Consider the following 20,122-nt stretch of genomic DNA (forward strand, 5'->3'; position numbering starts at 1 on the left):
TTTTTGTCACAGTGCGAGGAAGAGCAACAAAGTAATGTGACAAAAAGACAAGCAAATGGGGGCGTAGCTCAGCTGGGAGAGCACCTGCCTTGCAAGCAGGGGGTCAGGAGTTCGATTCTCCTCGTCTCCACCATATTGTAAACTAGGCCTCAGAGGAATCTGAGGCTTTTTTATTTCATTATATAAAAGAGAAGGGGATCAGAAAATGGAAAATGTTATGCCAATGGTGGTTGCCGGTATTTTTGCACTGCTTTGCGTAATGGGTGTAGTTTACGTAAAGGTGTCTGACCGTGAACTTTTGCAGGAAAAGGAAGAGGGCATCAAGACCCTGAACGCTGAAATGCAGAAGCGGGATCAGGAGATTGAGGCTTTGGAGGAAGAAATACGGGAGTTGAACAGAAATAAGGAAATCCTTGATTACGTGAAGGTAAAATATCCCGTTATCGGTGATTTGATTGAGAAGGAGCATCTGAATGAAGGTACCGTTGTAAAACGGGATGAGGCATATAATGACTATCAGCATGCTTTGGAGAACTTCAAGCCTGCAACTGAGTATGAGGCAGAAATTCAGAAGCTGAAGGATGAGCTTTATGTGGAGAAAATGGAGGGTGAGTACCTAACAGTTTTCAGAAACATTGTTATCCGCAACAGCGAAAAGCTCAACGATGAGGTTGTGGTAAACAGCTCCTACAATTATGACAGGGCCATTAAAGGGGAACCAGGTCATGCTGCAGGCTTTGACATTGATATTGATATTCTCAAGGGTGATATTAAGAAATATCATCACAAGATGGAAGATAAATAAGCCCATATACATAAAAACATATAAATACAGACACAGTAAAAGGGACTGCCGGAGCAGTCCCTTTTAGATTACAATATTAAAAACGTTGCTATTACAAATATCAAAAGTGGAAGTAGTTCATCATCTTCATAGTGAGTGGCTTTGCATCATCATCCTTATGCTGAAGGAGATATTTCAGGGAACCATAGAAAAAGAAGGAATTAACAGGAATATAGCGCTTGCGCTTTTTGAAGTTTGCCCAGTAGATGAGTTTGTCAAAAATAATGGTGTAATCCTCTTCTGTGGCATTGAATTTATTTATGAGGCCCTTCAAACGAAAATCGTTGCAGGCGTATTGGTACATTCTTGAAATAAGCTCTTCTTTGGAGATGGTCTGGTAATCATAAAAGCCGAGAATAAGCTCATTTATGACATTGTCCCTTTTTAAAATGCGGCGCATGGCCACCAGGAAGAAAACGATAAGACCGATGAGGCAGACGTATGATATGATGTTAGCTATCATAGATAGAAATCTCCTTATGGTATAAAAATGAGCTCTGCCAAAGTCGGATAACCGGCATCAATGAGCTTGGAACGGAAGCGCTCCATGCGTCCAACTACTGGAGCCATGTGAAGACGAATCCAAAATCTTGGCATTACAAAATGCTGGGAACCAAATATGGCAATGCGGTTGATGGTATAAGGGTCATCACCCTGACGGACATAATCGTTATATACGGTAAAGCCACCCTTATAGCCAGCCTTTTTCACTTCGGACAGTACCATCTGATGATAAAAGCCACCTGGGTAAGCAATATACTCACAGAATTTAAAGGTTTTCCATTCCACAGCCAGCTTTCCACCCACCAGCTGATTTACCAGCTCTGCCTGATCAAGGGGAGTAAGCTCAAAGTGGCTTAATGTGTGGCTACCAATATAAATCTGATTTTCGCTCATTTCATACACCTTGTCCCAGGTGAGATAATTTTCAAAGCGTCCCATGAAGTCGGAAACCAGAAAGATAGTTGCCTTCATATTATGCTCTTTTAAAATAGGATAAGCATATTCATAGTTGTCAGCATAGCCATCATCGAAGGTGATAAGTATAGGTTTTTCGGGAAGCTCCTTGCCATCCACCAGAAAATCCTGAAGCTCATCAGGAGAAATAGTGTGGTAGCCGTTTTCCTCCAAGTATTTCATCTGAGCTGCAAAATCACTGGTTGGTACTGTTAAAGGGTTCTTTTCCGTTGGATTTATCTGATGGTAGTTCAGCACCGGTATACCTTCCTTGCTTTCCCGGATATTCCATAGACCTATTATCAGGATAAAGCAAAAGATAACATATATAATAGTAAGAATTCTATTTTTCAAAATTAAGGACAATCCTTTCTGTTTAGCCTGTGGCCCATTGACAGAGCCACCGTTTTTTATTGTAATACCCTATATATACGATGTCAATTACTGCCATATGATAAAATAATAAGTGCAAAGAGCCAAGAGAAAAAACTTGCCACTTCACAATTACTATGTTTAAATAAAGATTGGACTATAGTTGTTGAAAGGAAGCATCCAGTAGAATGAACAGAAATGATTTGTGTTGGTGTGGCAGTGGACTTAAATACAAGAAGTGCCATCTTGATTTTGATGATCGCATTGATTCCTATAAATATGATGTATTTAAATCCCAGTGTAAGCCACCTCATAATATAATACTTACCCCAGCAGATATTGAGGGGATCAGAAAAAGTGGTGTGGTAAATGATGCTGCACTGGATCTGGCAGGGACCATGGTGGAGCCAGGCCAGAATACAGAGGCTATTGATACAGCCGTAAAGGAATTTATCGAGAAGAATGGCGGTATTCCTGCCTGCCTGAATTATGAGGGATTCCCAAAGAGCATCTGCATCTCAATTAATGAAGTAGTTTGTCATGGTATACCTTCCAAGAAAACCATTCTTAAGGAAGGGGATATTGTGAATATTGATATTACCACTATTTTGGACGGCTATTATGCTGATGCCTCCCGTATGTTTATTGTAGGTGGCAAGACCAGCCCGGAAGCAGAAAAGCTGGTGCGGGTAGCTAAAGAATGTATGGAGCTGGGCATTGAGGCTGTTAAGCCTTGGGGCTGGCTGGGAGATATTGGTGCCGCAGTAAATGCCCATGCCAAGGCCAATGGCTATTCCGTTGTTACCGAATTGGGTGGTCACGGTGTAGGCAAGGATTTTCACGTGGAGCCATTTGTGCCACATGTGGGACAGCCAGGAACCGGAATGCTTTTGGTTCCGGGTATGGTATTTACAGTGGAGCCAATGATTAATGCGGGCAAGTATAAGGTTACTGTTGACAAGAAGGACGGCTGGACTGTACGGACCAAGGATGGCTCTTTATCCGCCCAGTGGGAAAAGACCATTCTGGTTACCGAAACAGGCACAGAGGTATTGTCCAGTTAATATCGTATGGGAGGAATGGATTTGCGGGGATTACGTGGAGCTACTACTGTAGAGGAAAATACTGCCCAGGCAATTTGGGCTGCAACCCAGGAAGTTGTCAGCGAAATGCTGAAACGAAATAATGTGAAAACGGAGGATATTGGGGCGGCAATTTTCAGTGCCACTGAGGATATAACCGCAGCTTTTCCAGCCTCCGGTGCCAGAAAGCTGCCAGGCTTTGATGCCGTTCCGCTTTTTGATGCCCGCCAGATGGATGTGGAGGGAGCCATGGAAAAATGTATCAGGGTTCTCTTGCTGGTGGATACTGACCTGAAGCAGCGTGAAATCAAGCATGTTTTTTTAGGAAAGGCCGCCAATCTGCGTCCTGATTTAGCCAATAATAAATAAGTTATTTATTGTTTATCTTGCAAGGAGGATTAATTATGAACGAGATTATTGCTACTACAAATGCCCCAGGTGCCATTGGCCCTTATTCTCAGGCCGTTAAGACTGCCGGTGGCATGTTGTTTGTTTCCGGACAGATTCCTTTGGTTCCTGCCACTGGTGCTGTTGTGGAAGGCGGCATTGTGGAGCAGACTACTCAGGTTCTTGAAAACCTGAAGGCCATTGTTACTGCAGCAGGCTATACCCTTTCTGATGTAGTAAAGACTACCGTTTATATTACCAACATGGGAGACTTCGGCAAGGTAAATGAAATTTATGGCAAGTACTTTACTGAAAATTGTCCTGCCCGCGTATGCGTTGAGGTGAGCAAGCTGCCAAAGGATGTTTTGGTTGAAATTGACGTAATTGCTTCCAAGTAATATATTCAAGATATTTTAAGGAGTGAATTTCTTTGAGTAATGTAGAGAAAAATAGCGTAAATGCTATCCGTATACTGGCTGCTGAAATGATTCAGAAGGCCAAGTCCGGCCATCCTGGACTTCCAATGGGTTGTGCACCAATTGCGTACGAATTGTGGGGCAAGCACATGAATCATAATGGGAAGAATCCTAAGTGGGCTAACCGTGACAGATTTATTCTTTCTGGCGGTCATGGCTCTGCTATGCTGTATTCCCTGCTTCACCTCTTTGGATATGGACTTACCATTGATGATCTGAAGAATTTCCGTCAGCTGGATTCCCTTACTCCTGGTCATCCTGAATATGCCCATACTGTTGGCGTTGAGGCTACCACTGGTCCTTTGGGAGCAGGTATGGCAATGGCTGTAGGTATGGCAATGGCTGAAAGACATCTGGCTGCCGAGTTCAATAAGCCGGGTTATGAAGTAGTGGACCATTATACCTTTGTTTTGGGCGGCGATGGTTGCCTAATGGAAGGCATTTCCTCTGAGGCCTTCTCTCTTGCAGGTACTCTGGGGCTGAACAAACTGATTGTTATTTATGACAGCAACCGTATTTCCATTGAAGGCAGCACTGATATTGCCTTCACTGAGGATGTTATGAAGCGCATGGAAGCCTTCGGTTTCCAGACCATAGATGTGGCTGATGGTACTGACTGTGCCGCTATTGGCGCAGCTATCGAAAAGGCCAAGGCTGATACTACCAGACCTTCTTTCATTCGTGTTCACACAGAAATCGGTTATGGCTGTCCTGCAAAGCAGGGTACTGCCAGCGCCCATGGGGAGCCTCTTGGTGAGGATAATCTCCAGGCTGCCAAGGAAAATTTGCAGTGGCCTGAGCAGGAAGCATTCAAGGTTCCTGAAGAGGTTTATGCTGATTATAAGGAGCTGGCTTCCAGAGGTGAAAAGGCGGAAGCTGAATGGAATAAGCTCTTTGCGGCATATTGTGCCAATTTCCCTGAGGAGGCCAAGCGCTGGGAGGAGTTCCATGCACCAGTTGATGCGGAGGCTCTCCTTAATAATAAAGAATTCTGGGCAAGAAATGACAAGCCTACTGCCAGCCGTGCCCTTTCCGGTAATCTTATCAACAAGCTGAATGGTATTCTGCCAAACATGTTCGGTGGCAGTGCTGATTTGGCTCCTTCAAATAAGACTGAAATGAAGGGTGAGTCCTTCTTTGCAAAGGATAATTATGCCGGAAAGAATATCCATTTCGGTGTTCGCGAGCTGGCTATGAGTGCTATTGCCAATGGTATTACCCTCCATGGTGGTCTGCGCACTTTTGTGGGTACCTTCTTTGTATTCTCCGACTACTTAAAGCCAATGATTCGTCTGGCTGCTATTATGGGATTGCCTGTTACTTATGTATTGACCCATGACAGTATTGGCGTAGGCGAGGATGGTCCTACCCATGAGCCAATTGAGCAGCTGGCAATGCTCCGTAGCCTGCCAAACATTAATGTATTCCGTCCGGCAGATGACATGGAAACTGCTGCGGCATGGTACAGTGCTATTACCAGCACCAAAACTCCTACGGCATTGGTGCTTACCCGTCAGAATTTGACTCCACTGGCTGGCAGCAGCAAGGAAGCTCTGAAGGGTGCCTATGTGGTATCCGATTCCTCCAAGGAAGTTCCGGATGGTATTATCATTGCCACCGGCTCCGAGGTCGCTCTTGGTATTGAAGCCCAGGAAATGCTTAAGGATGAGGGCGTAGACGTCCGCGTTGTGTCCATGCCATGCATGGATATTTTTGAGGAGCAGAGTCAGGATTACAAGGACAAGATTCTTCCTAAGAATGTCCGTGCCCGTGTAGCTGTAGAGGCTGGCAAGGACTTTGGCTGGGGAAAATATATTGGCCTTGATGGTGCTACCGTGTGCATGACTTCTTTTGGTGCATCTGCACCTGCTGCACAGCTCTTTGAGAAGTTTGGCTTCAACAAGGAGAATGTAGCTGAAGCAATGCGGAAAGTTATTGCAGGATTAAAGTAAAATTTTAAATATATTCGGGCAGGTAATGGCCGCCTATCGCAAGAACACTTTGCTAAAACGATTTTTTACAATAATTAAATCAGGTATGTAAAAAATAGTTTCTTAACGCTCTGTGTTCAACTACTATAGGTGACCATAACCTGCCCTTGTTTATTTTTGGTATGTTTTCAAAAATGTACTCAAAAAAATACAAAAAATTAAAAAAATATTTTAGTAAAGCTGTTTGAAAAAATGTGCAAATCGAGTTGAAAATAAGTAAAAAATGGGTAGGTGTTGGTTAGGTGTTCCAAAAAAAGCAAATGGTGTGCGTGTTAAAAGGACAAAAGTATATAGTAAATGACATATGTGTAACTTATGACACACCAGACTGCGTGTACAATGAAAAGCTTGAAAAATAAAGTGTTGACATTGGTTTTAGGGGGTGCTAAAATACCTTTGTGCCTAAGGTATGAGGATTTCCAATTTATAGGAGTGAAGCGTATGCAGCTGGATGAATTGAAGAAGGCAGAGCATGTTACAGGTATCAAACAGGTAACCAAAGCCATCAACAAGGAACAGGTTGCTTGCGTTTTTCTGGGTGCCAACGCAGAGGGCAGGGTTACAGATCCCTTAAAAATACTCTGTGAGGATAAAGAGATCCCAGTGGAAGCAGCATATACCATGGAGGAGCTTGGCAAGGCCTGCTCGATTGGTGTTAAGGCTGCTGCAGTGGCGGTTCTCAAACAAGGCCATTGTTAAAAAATTATGCTGTCTACAAAGAGATGACCTCATCCGTCAGCCTGTCGGCTGCCGTCTTCCCCAAGGGGGAAGGCACAGACAGTGTGATTTTTAATAAATACTAAATACTCAATTTGAAGGAAGGAGGTGCATGTATGCCTACAATTAATCAGTTAGTTCGCAAGAGCAGACAGAGCATGCAGGATAAATCTACAGCACCGGCATTAAAGAATTGCCCACAGAAACGTGGCGTTTGCACAAGAGTTTACACTACAACTCCTAAGAAACCAAACTCCGCATTGCGTAAGGTTGCCCGTGTTCGTTTGACAAATAGCATTGAAGTAACCGCATACATCCCAGGCATTGGCCATAATCTGCAGGAACATAGCGTTGTTTTGATCAGAGGCGGACGTGTTAAGGACTTACCAGGTGTACGTTATCACATCGTTCGTGGTTCCTTGGATACCGCAGGTGTTCAGGATCGTGCTCAGGGTAGATCCAAGTACGGCGCTAAGCGCGCTAAGGCTAAGAAAGCATAAGAGCTGCTAAAAAACAATTCTAAAGACTGAAGATTATGGAAGGAGGCAAAAACAGATGCCAAGAAAAGGTTCAGTACCTAAGCGTGACGTATTACCGGATCCAGTGTATCATTCCAAGATCGTCACTAAGTTCATCAATAAGGTAATGCTTTCTGGTAAGAAGGGCGTTGCTGAAAGAGTAGTATACGATGCATTCGAAATCATTCGTTCCAAGACCGGCCAGGATCCACTGGAGGTTTTTGAGACTGCATTAAAGAATGTTATGCCAGTTCTGGAGGTTCGTGCCCGCCGTGTTGGTGGTGCTAACTACCAGGTTCCAGTTGAGGTTCGTCCTGATCGTCGCATGACCCTCGGTATTCGTTGGACTGTAAACTACGCAAGACTGCGTGGCGAAAAGACCATGGATGAGAGACTTGCCGGCGAGCTGATGGATGCAGCAAACAACACTGGTGCAGCAATCAAGAAGAAGGAAGATACCCACAAGATGGCTGAGGCTAACAAGGCTTTCGCACATTATCGTTGGTAATCTTCTATAGTAGTTAAGTTTTAAGGAGCGATATACAAGTGGCAAGAGAGTATAGTCTCGAAAAGACTCGTAATATCGGTATCATGGCTCACATCGATGCCGGTAAGACAACCACTACTGAGCGTATCCTCTTCTATACAGGTGTCAACCACAAGATTGGTGAGGTTCATGAAGGCGCTGCCACCATGGACTGGATGGAGCAGGAGCAGGAGCGTGGTATTACCATTACTTCCGCTGCTACCACTTGCCATTGGAAGGAACATCGTATCAATATCATTGATACCCCAGGCCACGTTGACTTCACTGTAGAGGTAGAGCGTTCTCTGAGAGTATTGGACGGTGCCGTTGCAGTTCTGACTGCCCGCGGCGGCGTTGAGCCTCAGACTGAGACCGTATGGCGTCAGGCTGAGAAATACAGCGTACCACGTATGGCTTATGTAAATAAGATGGATATTACTGGTGCGGATTTCTATAACGTAATCAACATGATGAAGGAGCGTCTCCAGGCTAATGCAGTTGCAATCCAGCTGCCAATCGGTGCTGAGGATGACTTCCAGGGCATCATTGATCTTGTTAAGATGGAAGCTATCATTTACGAGGATGACCTTGGTAAGGTAGCTGACGAAGTTGAGATTCCTGCTAATATGAAGGATAAGGCTGAAGAGTATCGTGAGATTCTCATGGAAGCTCTTTCCGACTTCGATGATGAGTTTGCAATGAAGTATCTTGAGGGTGAGGAGATTTCCGAAGAGGAGATCAAGACTGTAATCCGCAAGGCTACCATTGCTTGTAAGATGTGCCCAGTTACCTGCGGTACTTCTTACCGCAACAAGGGTGTTCAGCCTATGCTGGATGCTGTTGTTGACTACATGCCTGCTCCTACTGATATCGCCGCTATCAAGGGCGTTAACCCTGAGACTGGCGAGGAGGATTCCCGTCCTTCCAGCGATAAGGAGCCATTTGCTGCATTAGCATTCAAGATCATGGCTGACCCATTCGTTGGTAAGCTGGCATTCTTCAGAGTTTACTCCGGTACCCTTTCCTCCGGCTCTTATGTGTACAACTCCACTAAGGGCAAGAAGGAGCGTATCGGCCGTATCCTCCAGATGCATGCAAATAACCGTAAGGAACTGGAAATCGTATACAGCGGTGATATCGCTGCTGCAGTAGGCCTCAAGGACACCACCACTGGTGATACCCTCTGCGATGAGAGCGCACCAATTATTCTGGAGTCCATGGAGTTCCCAGATCCAGTTATTTCCGTAGCAGTTGAGCCTAAGACCAAGAACGACCAGGAGAAGATGGGTATTGCCCTTCAGAAGCTGGCTGAGGAGGATCCAACCTTCCGCGTTCGTACTGATGAAGAAACTGGTCAGGTTATCATCTCCGGTATGGGTGAGCTTCACCTGGAGATCATCGTTGACCGTATGCTCCGTGAGTTCAAGGTTGACTGCGTAGTAGGTAACCCACAGGTTGCTTATAGAGAGACCATCCGTAAGGAAGTTGACTGCGAAGGTAAGTTCGTTCGTCAGTCCGGTGGTCATGGCCAGTATGGTCACTGCAAACTCCAGCTCATTCCTCAGGAGCCAGGTGCTGGCTTCAGCTTTGAGAACAAGGTTGTTGGTGGTGCTATTCCTAAGGAATTCATCAACCCAATCGAGGCTGGTATTAAGCAGGCTATGGAAGCCGGCGTTCTCGCTGGTTACCCAGTTGTTGATGTTAAGGCTATCGTTTATGATGGATCTTACCATGAGGTTGACTCCTCTGAGGCTGCGTTCAAGGTTGCCGGTTCCATGGCATTCAAGAACGGTGCTCTCAAGGCTGATCCAGTAATTCTCGAGCCTTATGTTAAGGTTGAGGTTATCGTTCCAGAAGAGTACATGGGCGATGTAATCGGTGACCTGAACTCCCGTCGTGGTCGTATCGATGGCATGGAAGCACGTAATGGTGCCCAGGTTATCAACGGTTTCGTACCACTTTCCGGCATGTTCGGTTATTCCACTGATCTGCGTTCCAAGACTCAGGGCCGCGGTAACTACTCAATGGAAGTTTCTCACTACGAGGAAGTTCCTAAAAATATCGCAGATGGCATTATTGCCAAGAATAAAGGCGAATAATAAGGAGGAAATAATCCAAAATGGCAAAGGAAACATTTGAAAGAACAAAACCACATGTTAACATTGGTACTATCGGTCACGTTGACCATGGTAAGACCACTCTGACTGCTGCTATCACCAAGGTTCTCTCTGAGAAGGGTATGGCTCAGTTCGAGGATTACGCTAACATCGATAAGGCTCCAGAGGAGAGAGAGCGCGGTATCACCATCAACACTGCACACGTTGAGTACGAGACTGAAGCTCGTCACTATGCACACGTTGACTGCCCAGGCCATGCTGACTATGTAAAGAACATGATCACTGGTGCTGCTCAGATGGATGGTGCTATCCTGGTAGTATCCGCTGCTGATGGTCCTATGCCTCAGACCCGTGAGCACATCCTGCTCGCTCGTCAGGTAGGTGTACCTGCAATGGTAGTATTCCTCAACAAGGTTGACCAGGTTGACGATCCTGAGCTCCTCGAGCTCGTTGAGATGGAAGTTCGTGAGCTGCTCTCCAGCTACGAGTTCCCTGGCGATGACATTCCAGTAGTTGCTGGTTCCGCTCTGAAGGCTCTCGAGGGCGACGAAGAGCAGAAGGCTAACATCCTCAAGCTGATGGCTGAGGTTGATGCTTACATCCCAACTCCTACCCGTGATACCGATAAGCCTTTCCTGATGCCAGTAGAGGACGTATTCACTATCACTGGTCGTGGTACTGTAGCAACTGGCCGTGTTGAGCGTGGTGAGCTGAACCTCAACGACACTGTTGAGATCGTAGGTATTGCTGAAGAGACTCGTTCCACTGTTGTAACTGGTATCGAGATGTTCCGTAAGCTGCTCCCTAGCGCACAGGCTGGTGATAACATCGGTGCTCTGCTCCGTGGTGTTGACCGTAAGGACATTCAGCGTGGTCAGGTACTTGCTAAGCCAGGTTCCATCAACCCACACACCAAGTTCAAGGGTCAGGTTTACGTACTGACCAAGGAAGAGGGCGGCCGTCACACTGCTTTCACTTCCAACTACCGTCCACAGTTCTACTTCAGAACTACTGACGTTACCGGTGTTGTAACTCTCCCTGAGGATGTACCAATGGTAATGCCTGGCGATAACGTAGAGATGTCCGTAGAGCTCATCACTCCAATCGCTATCGAGGCTGGTCTCCGCTTCGCTATCCGCGAGGGTGGCCACACTGTAGGTGCTGGTCGAGTAACTGAGATCGACGCTTAATCCTAAGCAGTTAGTCTTAGTAACTAAATAGATTCATCTAAAATCCTTATATAGTAAGGGCGGCCCACGGGTCGCCCTTATAATAAGGTTTATGGTACTCTCCATATTGACATTTTCAGTATGGTATATATAATAAGAAGCGGTGTGCTTCTAAGTACCCCCAATGCGATGACGTGGTAGATGGCTTGCAACGCTTCGGGCGTTAGTAAGGGAACTACTACGGAGAAATGTTTGGGCCTGGAGCCCGGACGAGAAGGAGGAAAATAAATTGTCTAAGCAGCAGAAAATCAGAATTCGTTTGAAGGCTTATGATCACAAGGCATTGGATCAGAGTGCAGTTAAGATTGTTGAAACTGCAAAGAGAACCGGTGCACAGGTATCTGGCCCTATTCCGCTCCCAACTGAGAAGCAGGTATACACAATTCTGCGTTCTCCACACGTTAATAAGGATTCCCGCGAGCAGTTCGAAATGAGAACTCACAAGCGTCTTATTGATGTTCTGGAGCCAACCCCTAAGACAGTAGATGCGTTAACCCGTCTCGAACTGCCAGCAGGTGTTGATATCGAGCTTAAGTTATAAGAGGAGGTGGAATAATTGGCTAAAGCAATTTTAGGTAGAAAGCTGGGCATGACTCAGATCTTCACTGAAGAGGGTCAGGTTGTTCCAGTTACAGTTGTTGAGTCTGGCAACAATGTAGTTGTACAGAACAAGACTGTTGAAAATGATGGTTATAATGCAGTACAGCTTGGCTTCGGCGTAGTCAAGGAACACAAGGTAAACAAGCCTATGAAGGGTCATTTCGCAAAGGCTGGTGTTACTCCTGTTAAGTACATCCGCGAGATGCGTTTGACTGATGCTTCTGAATATAACACTGGTGATGTAATCGGTGTTGACATATTTTCCGCCGGAGAATTAGTTGACGTTACTGGTACTTCCAAGGGTAAGGGTTTTGCCGGTGGTATCAAGCGTCATAATTTTGCTCGTGGACCAATGGGACATGGTTCCAAGTCTCATCGTGAGCCTGGTTCTACAGGTGCGATGATCAGTGGTCACGGTGGTCGTGTTCTTAAAGGTAAGAAGCTGCCAGGTCAGATGGGCGGCAACAAGGTTACCGTACAGCGTCTCTCCATTGTTAGAGTTGATGCAGATCGTAACCTGCTCCTTATCAAGGGCGCAATTCCTGGTCCTAAGAAGGGTCTCGTAATTGTAAAGGCAACCGTTAAACCGGGTAAAAACTAATTCGGAAGGAGGATAAGTAATAATGCCTACAGTAGCAATTTACGACATCGCTAACAAGAAGGTTGGCGATCTCGAATTAAATGAAAATATTTTTGGCGTAGAGATGAACGCAGGTCTGGTACATCAGGCTGTAGTTATGCAGCTTGCTTCCCAGCGTCTTGGTAATCATGCTACCAAGACCCGCAGCATGGTTCGCGGCGGTGGCCGTAAGCCTTGGAAGCAGAAGGGTACTGGCCGTGCTCGCAGTGGTTCCACCCGTTCCCCAATTTGGGTAGGTGGCGGTACCGTATTCGGTCCATCCCCACGTTCCTACGCATTCAGCATGCCTCGTAAGCAGCGTCGCCTTGCTATCATGTGCGCTCTGTCTGACAAGGTTGCTAATGGTGAAATCGTAGTTCTCGACAGCATTAACTTCGACGCTCCTAAGACCAAGGAAGTTGTAAAGATGCTGGAGAGCTTCAGTGTAGATAACAAGGCTCTCATCGTTACTGCAGACTATGCAGAAAACGTTGACAAGTCTTCCCGTAATATCCCAGGTGTTAAGACCATTAACACTATCGGCCTGAATGTATTTGACATCCTGAACGCTGACAAGCTGTTCATCACTAAGGATGCCATCGCTCGTATTGAGGAGGTATACGCATAATGGAAGCACGTGATATTATCATTCGCCCTCTCATTACTGAAAAGAGCACTACTCTCATGGCTGAGGGCAAATATGTATTTGAGGTAGCCAAGGCTGCCAACAAGATTGAAATTGCCAAGGCAGTTTCTACTATCTTCAATGTAAAGGTTGCTGGTGTAAACACCGTCAATGTTGAAGGTAAGAAAAAGCGTATGGGTCGCTTCGTTGGTAAGCGTTCCGATTATAAGAAAGCTATTGTTAAACTTGCAGCTGGCGAAACCATCGAGTTCTTCGAAGCGTAAGATTAGGGAAAAGGAGGTTAATTAAGTGGCAGTAAAGAGTTTTAAACCATATTCTGCAGGCAGAAGATTCATGACTGTAGCATCTTTCGATGAAATCACTACTGATAAGCCTGAGAAGTCCCTCGTTGAGCGTCTGAAGAAGCACGGTGGTCGTAATCAGCAGGGTAGATTGACCGTTCGTCATCAGGGCGGCGGCCATAAGCGTTTATATCGTATTATCGACTTCAAGCGTACTAAGGATGGTATCCCAGCACGCGTTGCAACTATCGAGTACGATCCAAACCGCAGTGCCCGTATTGCACTTTTAAATTATGTAGACGGTGAGAAGCGTTATATTATCGCTCCTAACGGTCTTAAGGTAGGAGACATGGTTGAGTCTGGTCCTAATGCCGATATCAAGCCAGGTAACTGTCTCCCATTAAAGAACATTCCAGTAGGTACCGAGGTTCACAATATTGAACTTAAGATTGGTAAGGGTGCTCAGCTGGTTCGTTCCGCTGGTGCTTCTGCACAGCTCATGGCAATTGAGGGTGACTATGCAACCCTTCGTATGCCATCCGGTGAAATGCGTAAGGTACATGTTAACTGCCGTGCAACTATCGGTGTAGTTGGCAATGCCGAGCATATGAACATCACTATTGGTAAGGCTGGCCGTAACCGCTGGTTGGGTATCCGCCCTGAAAACCGCGGTGTAGCTATGAACCCTAATGACCATCCACATGGTGGTGGTGAGGGCCGTTCCCCAGTTGGCCGCAAGCATCCTGTTACTAAATGGGGTAAGTGCGCTATGGGTGCTAAGACCCGCCGTAAGAAGGCTTCTGATAAGTTAATCGTTAAAGGCCGTACCAAATAAGAGATAATCACCGGAAGGAGGATATAAATTGTCAAGATCAGTAAAAAAGGGACCTTATGTTCATGAAAGCTTAACTAAGAAGATTGATGCCCTGAATGCAGCTAACGACAAGAAGGTCGTAAAGACCTGGTCCAGAAGTTCAACTATTCTGCCAACTTTCGTTGGTCACACTATCGCTGTACACGATGGCCGCAAGCACGTTCCAGTTTATGTAACTGAGGACATGGTTGGCCACAAGCTTGGTGAGTTCGCACCAACTCGTACATTCAAGGGTCATGCCGGTGAAGAGAGAAAGACCGGTCTTAGATAAGATTTTGAAAGGAGGATTCCTCTGTGGAAGCAAAAGCAGTTGCTAAATATGTTCGCATTGCACCTCGCAAGGTACGCGTAGTTATGGATCTTATCCGTGGCAAGAGCGTTGCTGAGGCATTTGCGATTTTAAAGTTCACACCAAAAGTTGGTGCTGAAGCTATAGAAAAGGTTCTCAAGTCTGCAGTAGCAAACGCTGAGAACAACTTTGATATGAATGTTGATAACCTCTATGTTTCTTCTTGTTTCGTTGATCAGGGACCAACTATGAAGCGTATTCATCCACGTTCCCGTGGCCAGGCCTTCAAGATTTTGAAGCGTTCTTCCCACATCACCGTAGCAGTAGACGAAAAGTAATAAAAGGAGGTTATAAACTTGGGTCAGAAAGTAAATCCACATGGTATAAGACTTGGCATCGTAAAGACTTGGGATGCTAAGTGGTATGCTGGCAAAGATTATGCAGCTAATCTGCATGAAGATATTAAAATTCGCCGTCACCTGAAGAACCTTCTTCAGAGCTCCGGCGTTTCCAAGATTGAGACTGAGCGTTCTAAGAACCGTCTGAAGCTGACTATCCACACTGCAAAGCCTGGTATGGTAATCGGCCGCGGTGGTTCCGGCATTGAGCAGATCAAGGCTGGTCTCAAGAAGTTCACTAACAGCAATGTAGACATCAGCATTGAGGAGATTAAGAATCCAGATATGGATGCAACTCTGGTAGCTGAGAACATTGCAGGCTCCCTGGAGCGTCGTATTGCTTTCCGTCGTGCTATGAAGCAGGCTGTAGGCCGTACTATGCGTCTTGGTGCAAAGGGTATTAAGATTATGTGCTCCGGTCGTCTCGGCGGCGCTGAAATCGCACGTAGCGAATCCTATCGTGAGGGTTCCATTCCTCTTCATACTCTGAGAGCTGACATCGACTATGGTACTGCAGAGGCAGCTACCACTTATGGCCGTATCGGTATCAAGGTTTGGATCTTCAAGGGTGAGGTTCTTCCTGAGAGAAAGCAGCCTGTTGCTGCTGTTGAAGGGAGCGAAGCTTAATGTTATTACCAAAGAGAGTAAAATATCGTAAACAGTTCCGTGGTCGCATGAAGGGTAAGGCTCAGCGTGGTAACAAGGTTTCTCATGGTGAGTATGGTCTTGTAGCTCTTGAGCCAGCATGGATCACTAACAGACAGATTGAGGCAGCCCGTATTGCTATGACTCGTTACATTAAGCGTGGCGGTAAGGTTTGGATCAAGATTTTCCCTGACAAGCCTGTAACTGCAAAGCCTGCTGAGACTCGTATGGGTTCCGGTAAGGGTTCACCAGAGTACTGGGTAGCAGTAGTTAAGCCAGGCCGTGTAATGTTCGAAATGGACGGCGTTTCTCGTGAGGTAGCTGCTGAGGCTATGCGTCTTGCAGGCCACAAGCTCCCAATCAAGACAAAGTTCGTAGTTCGTGAAGATTTAGAAGCAGAGGGCGGTGAAGTAAATGAAGGTTAATGAAATTCGTGATTTGAGCGCTGAGGAACTTAACCAGAAACTTGCTTCTCTCAAAGAGGAGTTATTTAACCTCCGTTTCCAGCTCGCTACTGGCCAGTTGGAGAACCCAATGCGTATCAAGGAAGTAAAGAAGACTATTGCCCGTATTAAGACTGTACAGACTGAACAGGCTAATGCTTAATTGAACGAATTGATATGCAGATGAAAGGAGGCTCCCTAATGAGCGAAAGAAATGAACGCAAGACTAAAATTGGTAAAGTTGTAAGCGACAAGATGGACAAGACTATTGTAGTAGCAGTTCTTGACATCGAGCAGCATGCATTATATAAGAAGGCCGTTAAGAAGACTGTTAAGTTCAAGGCCCATGATGAAAATAACGAGGCTCACATTGGTGACACTGTTTCCATTATGGAAACTCGTCCACTTTCCAAGGATAAGCGTTGGAGACTTGTAGAGATCGTTGAGAAAGCTAAATAATTTCCTGATGATGGAAATTCTGGTTGAGGAGGTTAACTGATGATTCAGCAACAGACTTTACTCAATGTTGGCGACAACACCGGTGCTAAGGAAATTATGTGCATCCGTGTTCTTGGCGGTTCTTATCGCAAGTATGCTAACATTGGTGATATTATTGTGGCTGCAGTAAAATCTGCATCCCCTGGCGGTATGGTAAAGAAGGGTGACGTTGTTAAGGCCGTTGTAGTACGTTCCAAGAAGGGCCAGCGTCGTAACGACGGTTCTTACATTCGTTTCGACGAAAACGCTGCCGTAATTATCAAGGAGGATAAGACTCCAAGAGGAACCCGTATTTTTGGACCAGTTGCAAGAGAGCTTCGTGATAAAGACTTCATGAAGATCGTTTCCCTGGCTCCAGAAGTTCTTTGATAGTTAGGAGGTGCTATTTTGTCCATTACAAAACTGCATGTAAAGAAGGGCGATACCGTACTGGTATTGTCTGGCAAAGATAAAGGCAAGCAGGGCAAGGTTATCCAGGCTCTGCCTAAGAAGAATAAGGTTGTAGTTGAGGGCGTTAACAAGGTTAAGCGTCACACTAAGCCAAATCAGAGTGCCCCACAGGGTGGCATCCTTGTTAAAGAAGCTCCTATGTTTGCGGCAAAGGTTATGCTCGTATGCCCAGCTTGTGGCAAGGCTACCCGTATTGCACACAAGGATGTAAATGGTAAGTCTGTACGCGCCTGCAAGAAGTGCGGCGAAGTTGTAGACCAGACCAAATAATAAGGAAAGGAGGACCATCTAGTGGATAGATTACAGGAAAAGTACATTAAAGAGGTAGTTCCTGCTCTGACCGAAAAGTTCGGTTACAAGAATGTTATGGAGCTCCCAAAAATCTCTAAGATTATCATTAACATGGGTGTTGGCGAGGCTGTAGGTAATCCTAAGGCTCTTGACTCCGCTGTAAATGATCTGACTATTATCGCAGGCCAGAAGCCTATTCTCACCAGAGCAAAGAAATCTCTGGCAGCTTGGAAGCTTCGTCAGGGCATGCCAATCGGCGCAAAGGTTACTCTTCGCGGCGTTCGCATGTATCAGTTCCTCGACAAGTTCATGAATGTTGCACTTCCACGCGTTCGTGACTTCCGTGGTATCGGTTCCAATTCTTTCGACGGTCGCGGTAACTACGCAATCGGCCTGAAGGAGCAGCTCATTTTCCCTGAAATTGAGTATGACAAGATTGACAAGCTCCGCGGTATGAATATCGTAGTTGTAACAACTGCCAAGACTGATGAGGAAGCTCGCGAGCTCTTAAAGCTCATGGGTATGCCTTTTAAAGCGTAAAGAAGGAGGTACTGACTGTGGCCAAGAAGGCAATGATTGAAAAGTGGAGCAAGGAACCAAAGTTCCCTGTTCGCAAGTACAACAGATGTAAGATTTGCGGTCGTCCGCACGGTTATATCAGAAAGTTCGATATGTGCCGTATTTGTTTCAGAGAGCAGAGCTACAAGGGTGCCATTCCTGGCGTAACCAAGGCTAGCTGGTAACTTAAAGGCGAAAATGAAAGGAGGATATCGGTTTAAATGGTAATGACTGATCCTATTGCAGATATGTTGACTCGTTTGCGCAATGCAAACTCCGTTTATCATGAAAAGGTTGAGATTCCTGGTTCCAACATTAAGAAGGCCATCGCTGGCGTTCTTAAGGAAGAGGGCTTCATCAATGACTTCACTTTCACTGAGGATGGTAAGCAGGGTGTTATCACTGTATCCCTGAAGTACGGTCCTAACCGTGAGAAGGTAATTACTGGTATTAAGCGTATTTCCAAGCCAGGCCTGCGCCAGTATGCAAAGGCTGCTGAGCTCCCTAGAGTTCTCGGTGGTTTGGGTATCGCCATCATTTCCACTTCCAAGGGAATCATGAGCGATAAGAATGCTCGCAAGGCTGGTCTCGGCGGCGAGGTTGTAGCTTACGTTTGGTAATTATTTAGAAGTCAGGAGGTGTACAGATGTCTAGAATTGGTAGAGCACCTATTACTATCCCAGCTGGCGTAAACGTAAAGGTTGAGGATGGAAATAAGGTTACCGTAAAGGGCCCAAAGGGTGAGTTAGTTCGCTCTTTCAGCCAGGATATGAAGATTAAATTAGAGGACGGTGTACTCACTGTAGAGCGTCCTTCAGATAATAAAGATCACAGATCTCTCCATGGTCTTACCCGTACCCTGATCAACAACATGGTTGTTGGTGTTACTGAGGGTTATGCAAAGACTCTTGAGATCAATGGTGTTGGTTACAGAGCACAGCTCCAGGGCAAGAACCTGAACCTGTCTCTTGGTTTCTCTCACCCAGTTATTGTTGAGCCACCTACTGGTATCGTTTTCGAGGTACCAAATCCTACCAAGATCGTTGTAAACGGTATTGATAAGGAAGTTGTTGGCGCTATCGCAGCTAAGGTTCGCGACTACAGAAGACCAGAGCCATATAAGGGCAAGGGTATTAAGTACGAAGGCGAGCACATCCGCCGTAAGGTAGGTAAGGCTGGCGCCAAGGGTAAGAAATAATAACCAGAAAGGAGTAACCGACAGTGTTTGTTAAGGAAGATAAAAATAAAGCTCGTCAGAAGCGTCACCTGCGTGTACGCAATCATATTTCCGGCACTGCTGAGAGACCACGTCTTAACGTATTCCGCAGCTTGAGCAATATTTATGCTCAGGTTATCGACGATGTTAACGGTGTTACTCTCGTATCTGCCAGCACAAAGGATAAGGATTTCAAGAACTACGGTGGTAATATTGAGGCTGCCAAGGCAGTAGGCGAGGCAGTTGCTAAGCGCGCTCTGGAAAAGGGCATTACCGAGGTAGTTTTCGACCGTGGTGGTTATGTATATCATGGCCGTGTTGCAGCACTTGCTGAAGCCGCTCGTGAAGCTGGCTTGAAATTCTAATATTTGTAAAGGAGGTACATAGATGGCTAGAATGGACAACGAGACTCCTGAGTTCCAGGAAAAAGTTGTATATATTAATAGAGTTGCCAAGGTTGTAAAGGGCGGCCGTCGCTTCTCCTTCAGCGCACTTGTTGTTGTTGGTAATGAGAAGGGTCAGGTTGGTGCAGGCTTAGGTAAGGCTGCAGAGGTTCCAGAGGCAATTCGCAAGGGCGTTGAAGACGCTAAGAAGAACCTTATTGATGTTTCTCTGAAGGGTACTACTATCCCACATGAGATGATTGGTATTTTCGGTGCAGGCCGTGTACTGATGAAGCCAGCTGCAAAAGGTACTGGTGTTATCGCTGGTGGCCCAGCTCGTGCAGTTCTCGAGCTTGCTGGTATTAAGGATATTTTGACCAAGTCCCTTGGTTCTTCCAATCCTAATAACATGGTTCGTGCAACCTTGAAGGGTCTTGAGCAGCTGAAGCAGGCTGAGAAGGTAGCTGAGCTTCGCGGTAAGACCGTACAGGAACTTTTAGGTTAAGGAGGGTTTTGAAATGGCAAATTTAAAAATTACTCTTACCAGAAGTCTGATCGGTAGACCAGCTACTCAGCGTGCTACTATTAAAGCATTAGGACTTAAGAAGTTAAATTCCTCAGTTGAGCTTCCAGACAGCGAGTCTCTCCGTGGCCAGATCCACAAGGTAGAGCATCTCGTAACTGTTGAAGAGCAGGCTTGAGATTCAAGGAGGTG

Annotated in this window: 32 protein-coding genes and 1 tRNA gene; 31 read left to right on the plus strand and 2 right to left on the minus strand. The window is 45.9% G+C overall.

Translation table 11 applies throughout. The features are described 5' to 3' along the window. Nucleotides 1–57: 57 nt before the first annotated feature. Nucleotides 58–133 (plus strand) — tRNA-Ala (locus T355_RS0109400). A gap of 72 nt (nucleotides 134–205) precedes the next feature. Next, entirely contained in the window at nucleotides 206–805 is a 600-nt protein-coding gene (locus tag T355_RS0109405) for a hypothetical protein (RefSeq protein ID WP_027397536.1), read from the plus strand. Nucleotides 806–905: 100 nt separating this feature from the next. Here T355_RS0109405 and T355_RS0109410 read toward each other — a convergent pair whose 3' ends face one another. Further along, the gene (locus T355_RS0109410) at nucleotides 906–1,307 is read right to left on the minus strand and encodes a hypothetical protein (RefSeq protein WP_051555510.1); all 402 of its coding nucleotides are present in this window, start codon (nucleotides 1,305–1,307) and stop codon (nucleotides 906–908) included. A gap of 14 nt (nucleotides 1,308–1,321) precedes the next feature. After that, complete coding sequence (locus tag T355_RS0109415; RefSeq protein WP_051555511.1) at nucleotides 1,322–2,155, minus strand: polysaccharide deacetylase family protein; 834 nt, start codon at nucleotides 2,153–2,155, stop codon at nucleotides 1,322–1,324. Between the two features lie 206 nt (nucleotides 2,156–2,361). Between T355_RS0109415 and map the strand changes: the two genes are divergently transcribed. From map to rpmD, 29 genes are all read left to right on the plus strand, one after another. Further along, entirely contained in the window at nucleotides 2,362–3,237 is an 876-nt protein-coding gene (map, locus tag T355_RS0109420; RefSeq protein WP_027397539.1) for a type I methionyl aminopeptidase, read from the plus strand. Nucleotides 3,238–3,258: 21 nt separating this feature from the next. Further along, nucleotides 3,259–3,624: a chorismate mutase gene (gene aroH / locus T355_RS0109425; RefSeq protein ID WP_027397540.1), complete on the plus strand. Its 366-nt coding sequence runs from the start codon at nucleotides 3,259–3,261 to the stop codon at nucleotides 3,622–3,624. Nucleotides 3,625–3,659: 35 nt separating this feature from the next. Continuing rightward, nucleotides 3,660–4,040, plus strand: a complete 381-nt coding sequence (locus T355_RS0109430) for a RidA family protein (RefSeq protein ID WP_027397541.1) — start codon at nucleotides 3,660–3,662, stop codon at nucleotides 4,038–4,040. Between the two features lie 32 nt (nucleotides 4,041–4,072). Beyond that, complete coding sequence (tkt, locus tag T355_RS0109435) at nucleotides 4,073–6,070, plus strand: transketolase (protein WP_027397542.1); 1,998 nt, start codon at nucleotides 4,073–4,075, stop codon at nucleotides 6,068–6,070. A gap of 480 nt (nucleotides 6,071–6,550) precedes the next feature. Next, nucleotides 6,551–6,808, plus strand: a complete 258-nt coding sequence (locus tag T355_RS0109440; protein WP_027397543.1) for a L7Ae/L30e/S12e/Gadd45 family ribosomal protein — start codon at nucleotides 6,551–6,553, stop codon at nucleotides 6,806–6,808. Between the two features lie 134 nt (nucleotides 6,809–6,942). After that, entirely contained in the window at nucleotides 6,943–7,326 is a 384-nt protein-coding gene (gene rpsL, locus T355_RS0109445; protein ID WP_027397544.1) for a 30S ribosomal protein S12, read from the plus strand. Between the two features lie 55 nt (nucleotides 7,327–7,381). Further along, entirely contained in the window at nucleotides 7,382–7,852 is a 471-nt protein-coding gene (gene rpsG / locus T355_RS0109450) for a 30S ribosomal protein S7 (RefSeq protein ID WP_027397545.1), read from the plus strand. A 38-nt stretch (nucleotides 7,853–7,890) separates the two neighbouring features. Then, nucleotides 7,891–9,969, plus strand: coding sequence for an elongation factor G (gene fusA / locus T355_RS0109455; protein ID WP_027397546.1), 2,079 nt, complete (start codon nucleotides 7,891–7,893; stop codon nucleotides 9,967–9,969). A gap of 20 nt (nucleotides 9,970–9,989) precedes the next feature. Next, on the plus strand, nucleotides 9,990–11,177 hold the full coding sequence (gene tuf / locus T355_RS0109460) for an elongation factor Tu (protein WP_027397547.1): 1,188 nt from the start codon (nucleotides 9,990–9,992) through the stop codon (nucleotides 11,175–11,177). Nucleotides 11,178–11,445: 268 nt separating this feature from the next. Continuing rightward, nucleotides 11,446–11,757, plus strand: a complete 312-nt coding sequence (gene rpsJ, locus T355_RS0109465; RefSeq protein ID WP_027397548.1) for a 30S ribosomal protein S10 — start codon at nucleotides 11,446–11,448, stop codon at nucleotides 11,755–11,757. 15 nt (nucleotides 11,758–11,772) lie between these two features. Beyond that, on the plus strand, nucleotides 11,773–12,417 hold the full coding sequence (gene rplC / locus T355_RS0109470) for a 50S ribosomal protein L3 (RefSeq protein ID WP_027397549.1): 645 nt from the start codon (nucleotides 11,773–11,775) through the stop codon (nucleotides 12,415–12,417). A gap of 22 nt (nucleotides 12,418–12,439) precedes the next feature. Then, the gene (rplD, locus tag T355_RS0109475; protein ID WP_027397550.1) at nucleotides 12,440–13,063 is read left to right on the plus strand and encodes a 50S ribosomal protein L4; all 624 of its coding nucleotides are present in this window, start codon (nucleotides 12,440–12,442) and stop codon (nucleotides 13,061–13,063) included. Then, entirely contained in the window at nucleotides 13,063–13,344 is a 282-nt protein-coding gene (rplW, locus tag T355_RS0109480; RefSeq protein WP_027397551.1) for a 50S ribosomal protein L23, read from the plus strand. Before rplD ends, rplW begins: the two co-directional genes overlap by 1 nt. A gap of 25 nt (nucleotides 13,345–13,369) precedes the next feature. Beyond that, nucleotides 13,370–14,197, plus strand: a complete 828-nt coding sequence (gene rplB / locus T355_RS0109485) for a 50S ribosomal protein L2 (RefSeq protein ID WP_027397552.1) — start codon at nucleotides 13,370–13,372, stop codon at nucleotides 14,195–14,197. Between the two features lie 28 nt (nucleotides 14,198–14,225). Then, nucleotides 14,226–14,507: a 30S ribosomal protein S19 gene (rpsS, locus tag T355_RS0109490; protein ID WP_027397553.1), complete on the plus strand. Its 282-nt coding sequence runs from the start codon at nucleotides 14,226–14,228 to the stop codon at nucleotides 14,505–14,507. A 23-nt stretch (nucleotides 14,508–14,530) separates the two neighbouring features. Further along, nucleotides 14,531–14,863, plus strand: coding sequence for a 50S ribosomal protein L22 (gene rplV, locus T355_RS0109495; protein ID WP_027397554.1), 333 nt, complete (start codon nucleotides 14,531–14,533; stop codon nucleotides 14,861–14,863). Between the two features lie 18 nt (nucleotides 14,864–14,881). Next, on the plus strand, nucleotides 14,882–15,550 hold the full coding sequence (gene rpsC, locus T355_RS0109500) for a 30S ribosomal protein S3 (RefSeq protein ID WP_027397555.1): 669 nt from the start codon (nucleotides 14,882–14,884) through the stop codon (nucleotides 15,548–15,550). Next, nucleotides 15,550–15,993 (plus strand): 50S ribosomal protein L16, encoded by a 444-nt coding sequence (gene rplP / locus T355_RS0109505; protein ID WP_027397556.1) that lies wholly within the window; start codon nucleotides 15,550–15,552, stop codon nucleotides 15,991–15,993. The genes rpsC and rplP overlap by 1 nt, the downstream gene beginning before the upstream one ends. Beyond that, complete coding sequence (gene rpmC / locus T355_RS0109510; protein ID WP_027397557.1) at nucleotides 15,983–16,174, plus strand: 50S ribosomal protein L29; 192 nt, start codon at nucleotides 15,983–15,985, stop codon at nucleotides 16,172–16,174. Before rplP ends, rpmC begins: the two co-directional genes overlap by 11 nt. Nucleotides 16,175–16,212: 38 nt before the next feature. Continuing rightward, nucleotides 16,213–16,470: a 30S ribosomal protein S17 gene (gene rpsQ, locus T355_RS0109515; protein WP_027397558.1), complete on the plus strand. Its 258-nt coding sequence runs from the start codon at nucleotides 16,213–16,215 to the stop codon at nucleotides 16,468–16,470. A 39-nt stretch (nucleotides 16,471–16,509) separates the two neighbouring features. Beyond that, complete coding sequence (rplN, locus tag T355_RS0109520; RefSeq protein WP_027397559.1) at nucleotides 16,510–16,878, plus strand: 50S ribosomal protein L14; 369 nt, start codon at nucleotides 16,510–16,512, stop codon at nucleotides 16,876–16,878. An 18-nt stretch (nucleotides 16,879–16,896) separates the two neighbouring features. After that, the gene (gene rplX / locus T355_RS0109525; protein ID WP_027397560.1) at nucleotides 16,897–17,229 is read left to right on the plus strand and encodes a 50S ribosomal protein L24; all 333 of its coding nucleotides are present in this window, start codon (nucleotides 16,897–16,899) and stop codon (nucleotides 17,227–17,229) included. A gap of 21 nt (nucleotides 17,230–17,250) precedes the next feature. Further along, nucleotides 17,251–17,790, plus strand: a complete 540-nt coding sequence (rplE, locus tag T355_RS0109530; RefSeq protein ID WP_027397561.1) for a 50S ribosomal protein L5 — start codon at nucleotides 17,251–17,253, stop codon at nucleotides 17,788–17,790. A gap of 17 nt (nucleotides 17,791–17,807) precedes the next feature. Then, nucleotides 17,808–17,993: a type Z 30S ribosomal protein S14 gene (locus T355_RS0109535; protein WP_027397562.1), complete on the plus strand. Its 186-nt coding sequence runs from the start codon at nucleotides 17,808–17,810 to the stop codon at nucleotides 17,991–17,993. A gap of 36 nt (nucleotides 17,994–18,029) precedes the next feature. Next, nucleotides 18,030–18,428, plus strand: coding sequence for a 30S ribosomal protein S8 (gene rpsH / locus T355_RS0109540; RefSeq protein WP_027397563.1), 399 nt, complete (start codon nucleotides 18,030–18,032; stop codon nucleotides 18,426–18,428). 26 nt (nucleotides 18,429–18,454) lie between these two features. Next, complete coding sequence (gene rplF, locus T355_RS0109545) at nucleotides 18,455–19,006, plus strand: 50S ribosomal protein L6 (RefSeq protein ID WP_027397564.1); 552 nt, start codon at nucleotides 18,455–18,457, stop codon at nucleotides 19,004–19,006. Nucleotides 19,007–19,029: 23 nt separating this feature from the next. Next, a complete protein-coding gene (gene rplR / locus T355_RS0109550) occupies nucleotides 19,030–19,389 on the plus strand; it encodes a 50S ribosomal protein L18 (protein WP_027397565.1) in 360 nt (119 codons plus the stop codon). Between the two features lie 22 nt (nucleotides 19,390–19,411). Continuing rightward, nucleotides 19,412–19,912, plus strand: coding sequence for a 30S ribosomal protein S5 (gene rpsE / locus T355_RS0109555; protein ID WP_027397566.1), 501 nt, complete (start codon nucleotides 19,412–19,414; stop codon nucleotides 19,910–19,912). A 13-nt stretch (nucleotides 19,913–19,925) separates the two neighbouring features. Continuing rightward, entirely contained in the window at nucleotides 19,926–20,108 is a 183-nt protein-coding gene (gene rpmD, locus T355_RS0109560) for a 50S ribosomal protein L30 (RefSeq protein WP_027397567.1), read from the plus strand. The last annotated feature ends 14 nt before the right edge of the window (nucleotides 20,109–20,122 follow it).

It is taken from the genome of Anaerovibrio lipolyticus LB2005 (genome assembly GCF_000621545.1).
Taxonomy (GTDB): Bacteria; Bacillota; Negativicutes; order Selenomonadales; family Selenomonadaceae; genus Anaerovibrio; species Anaerovibrio lipolyticus_A.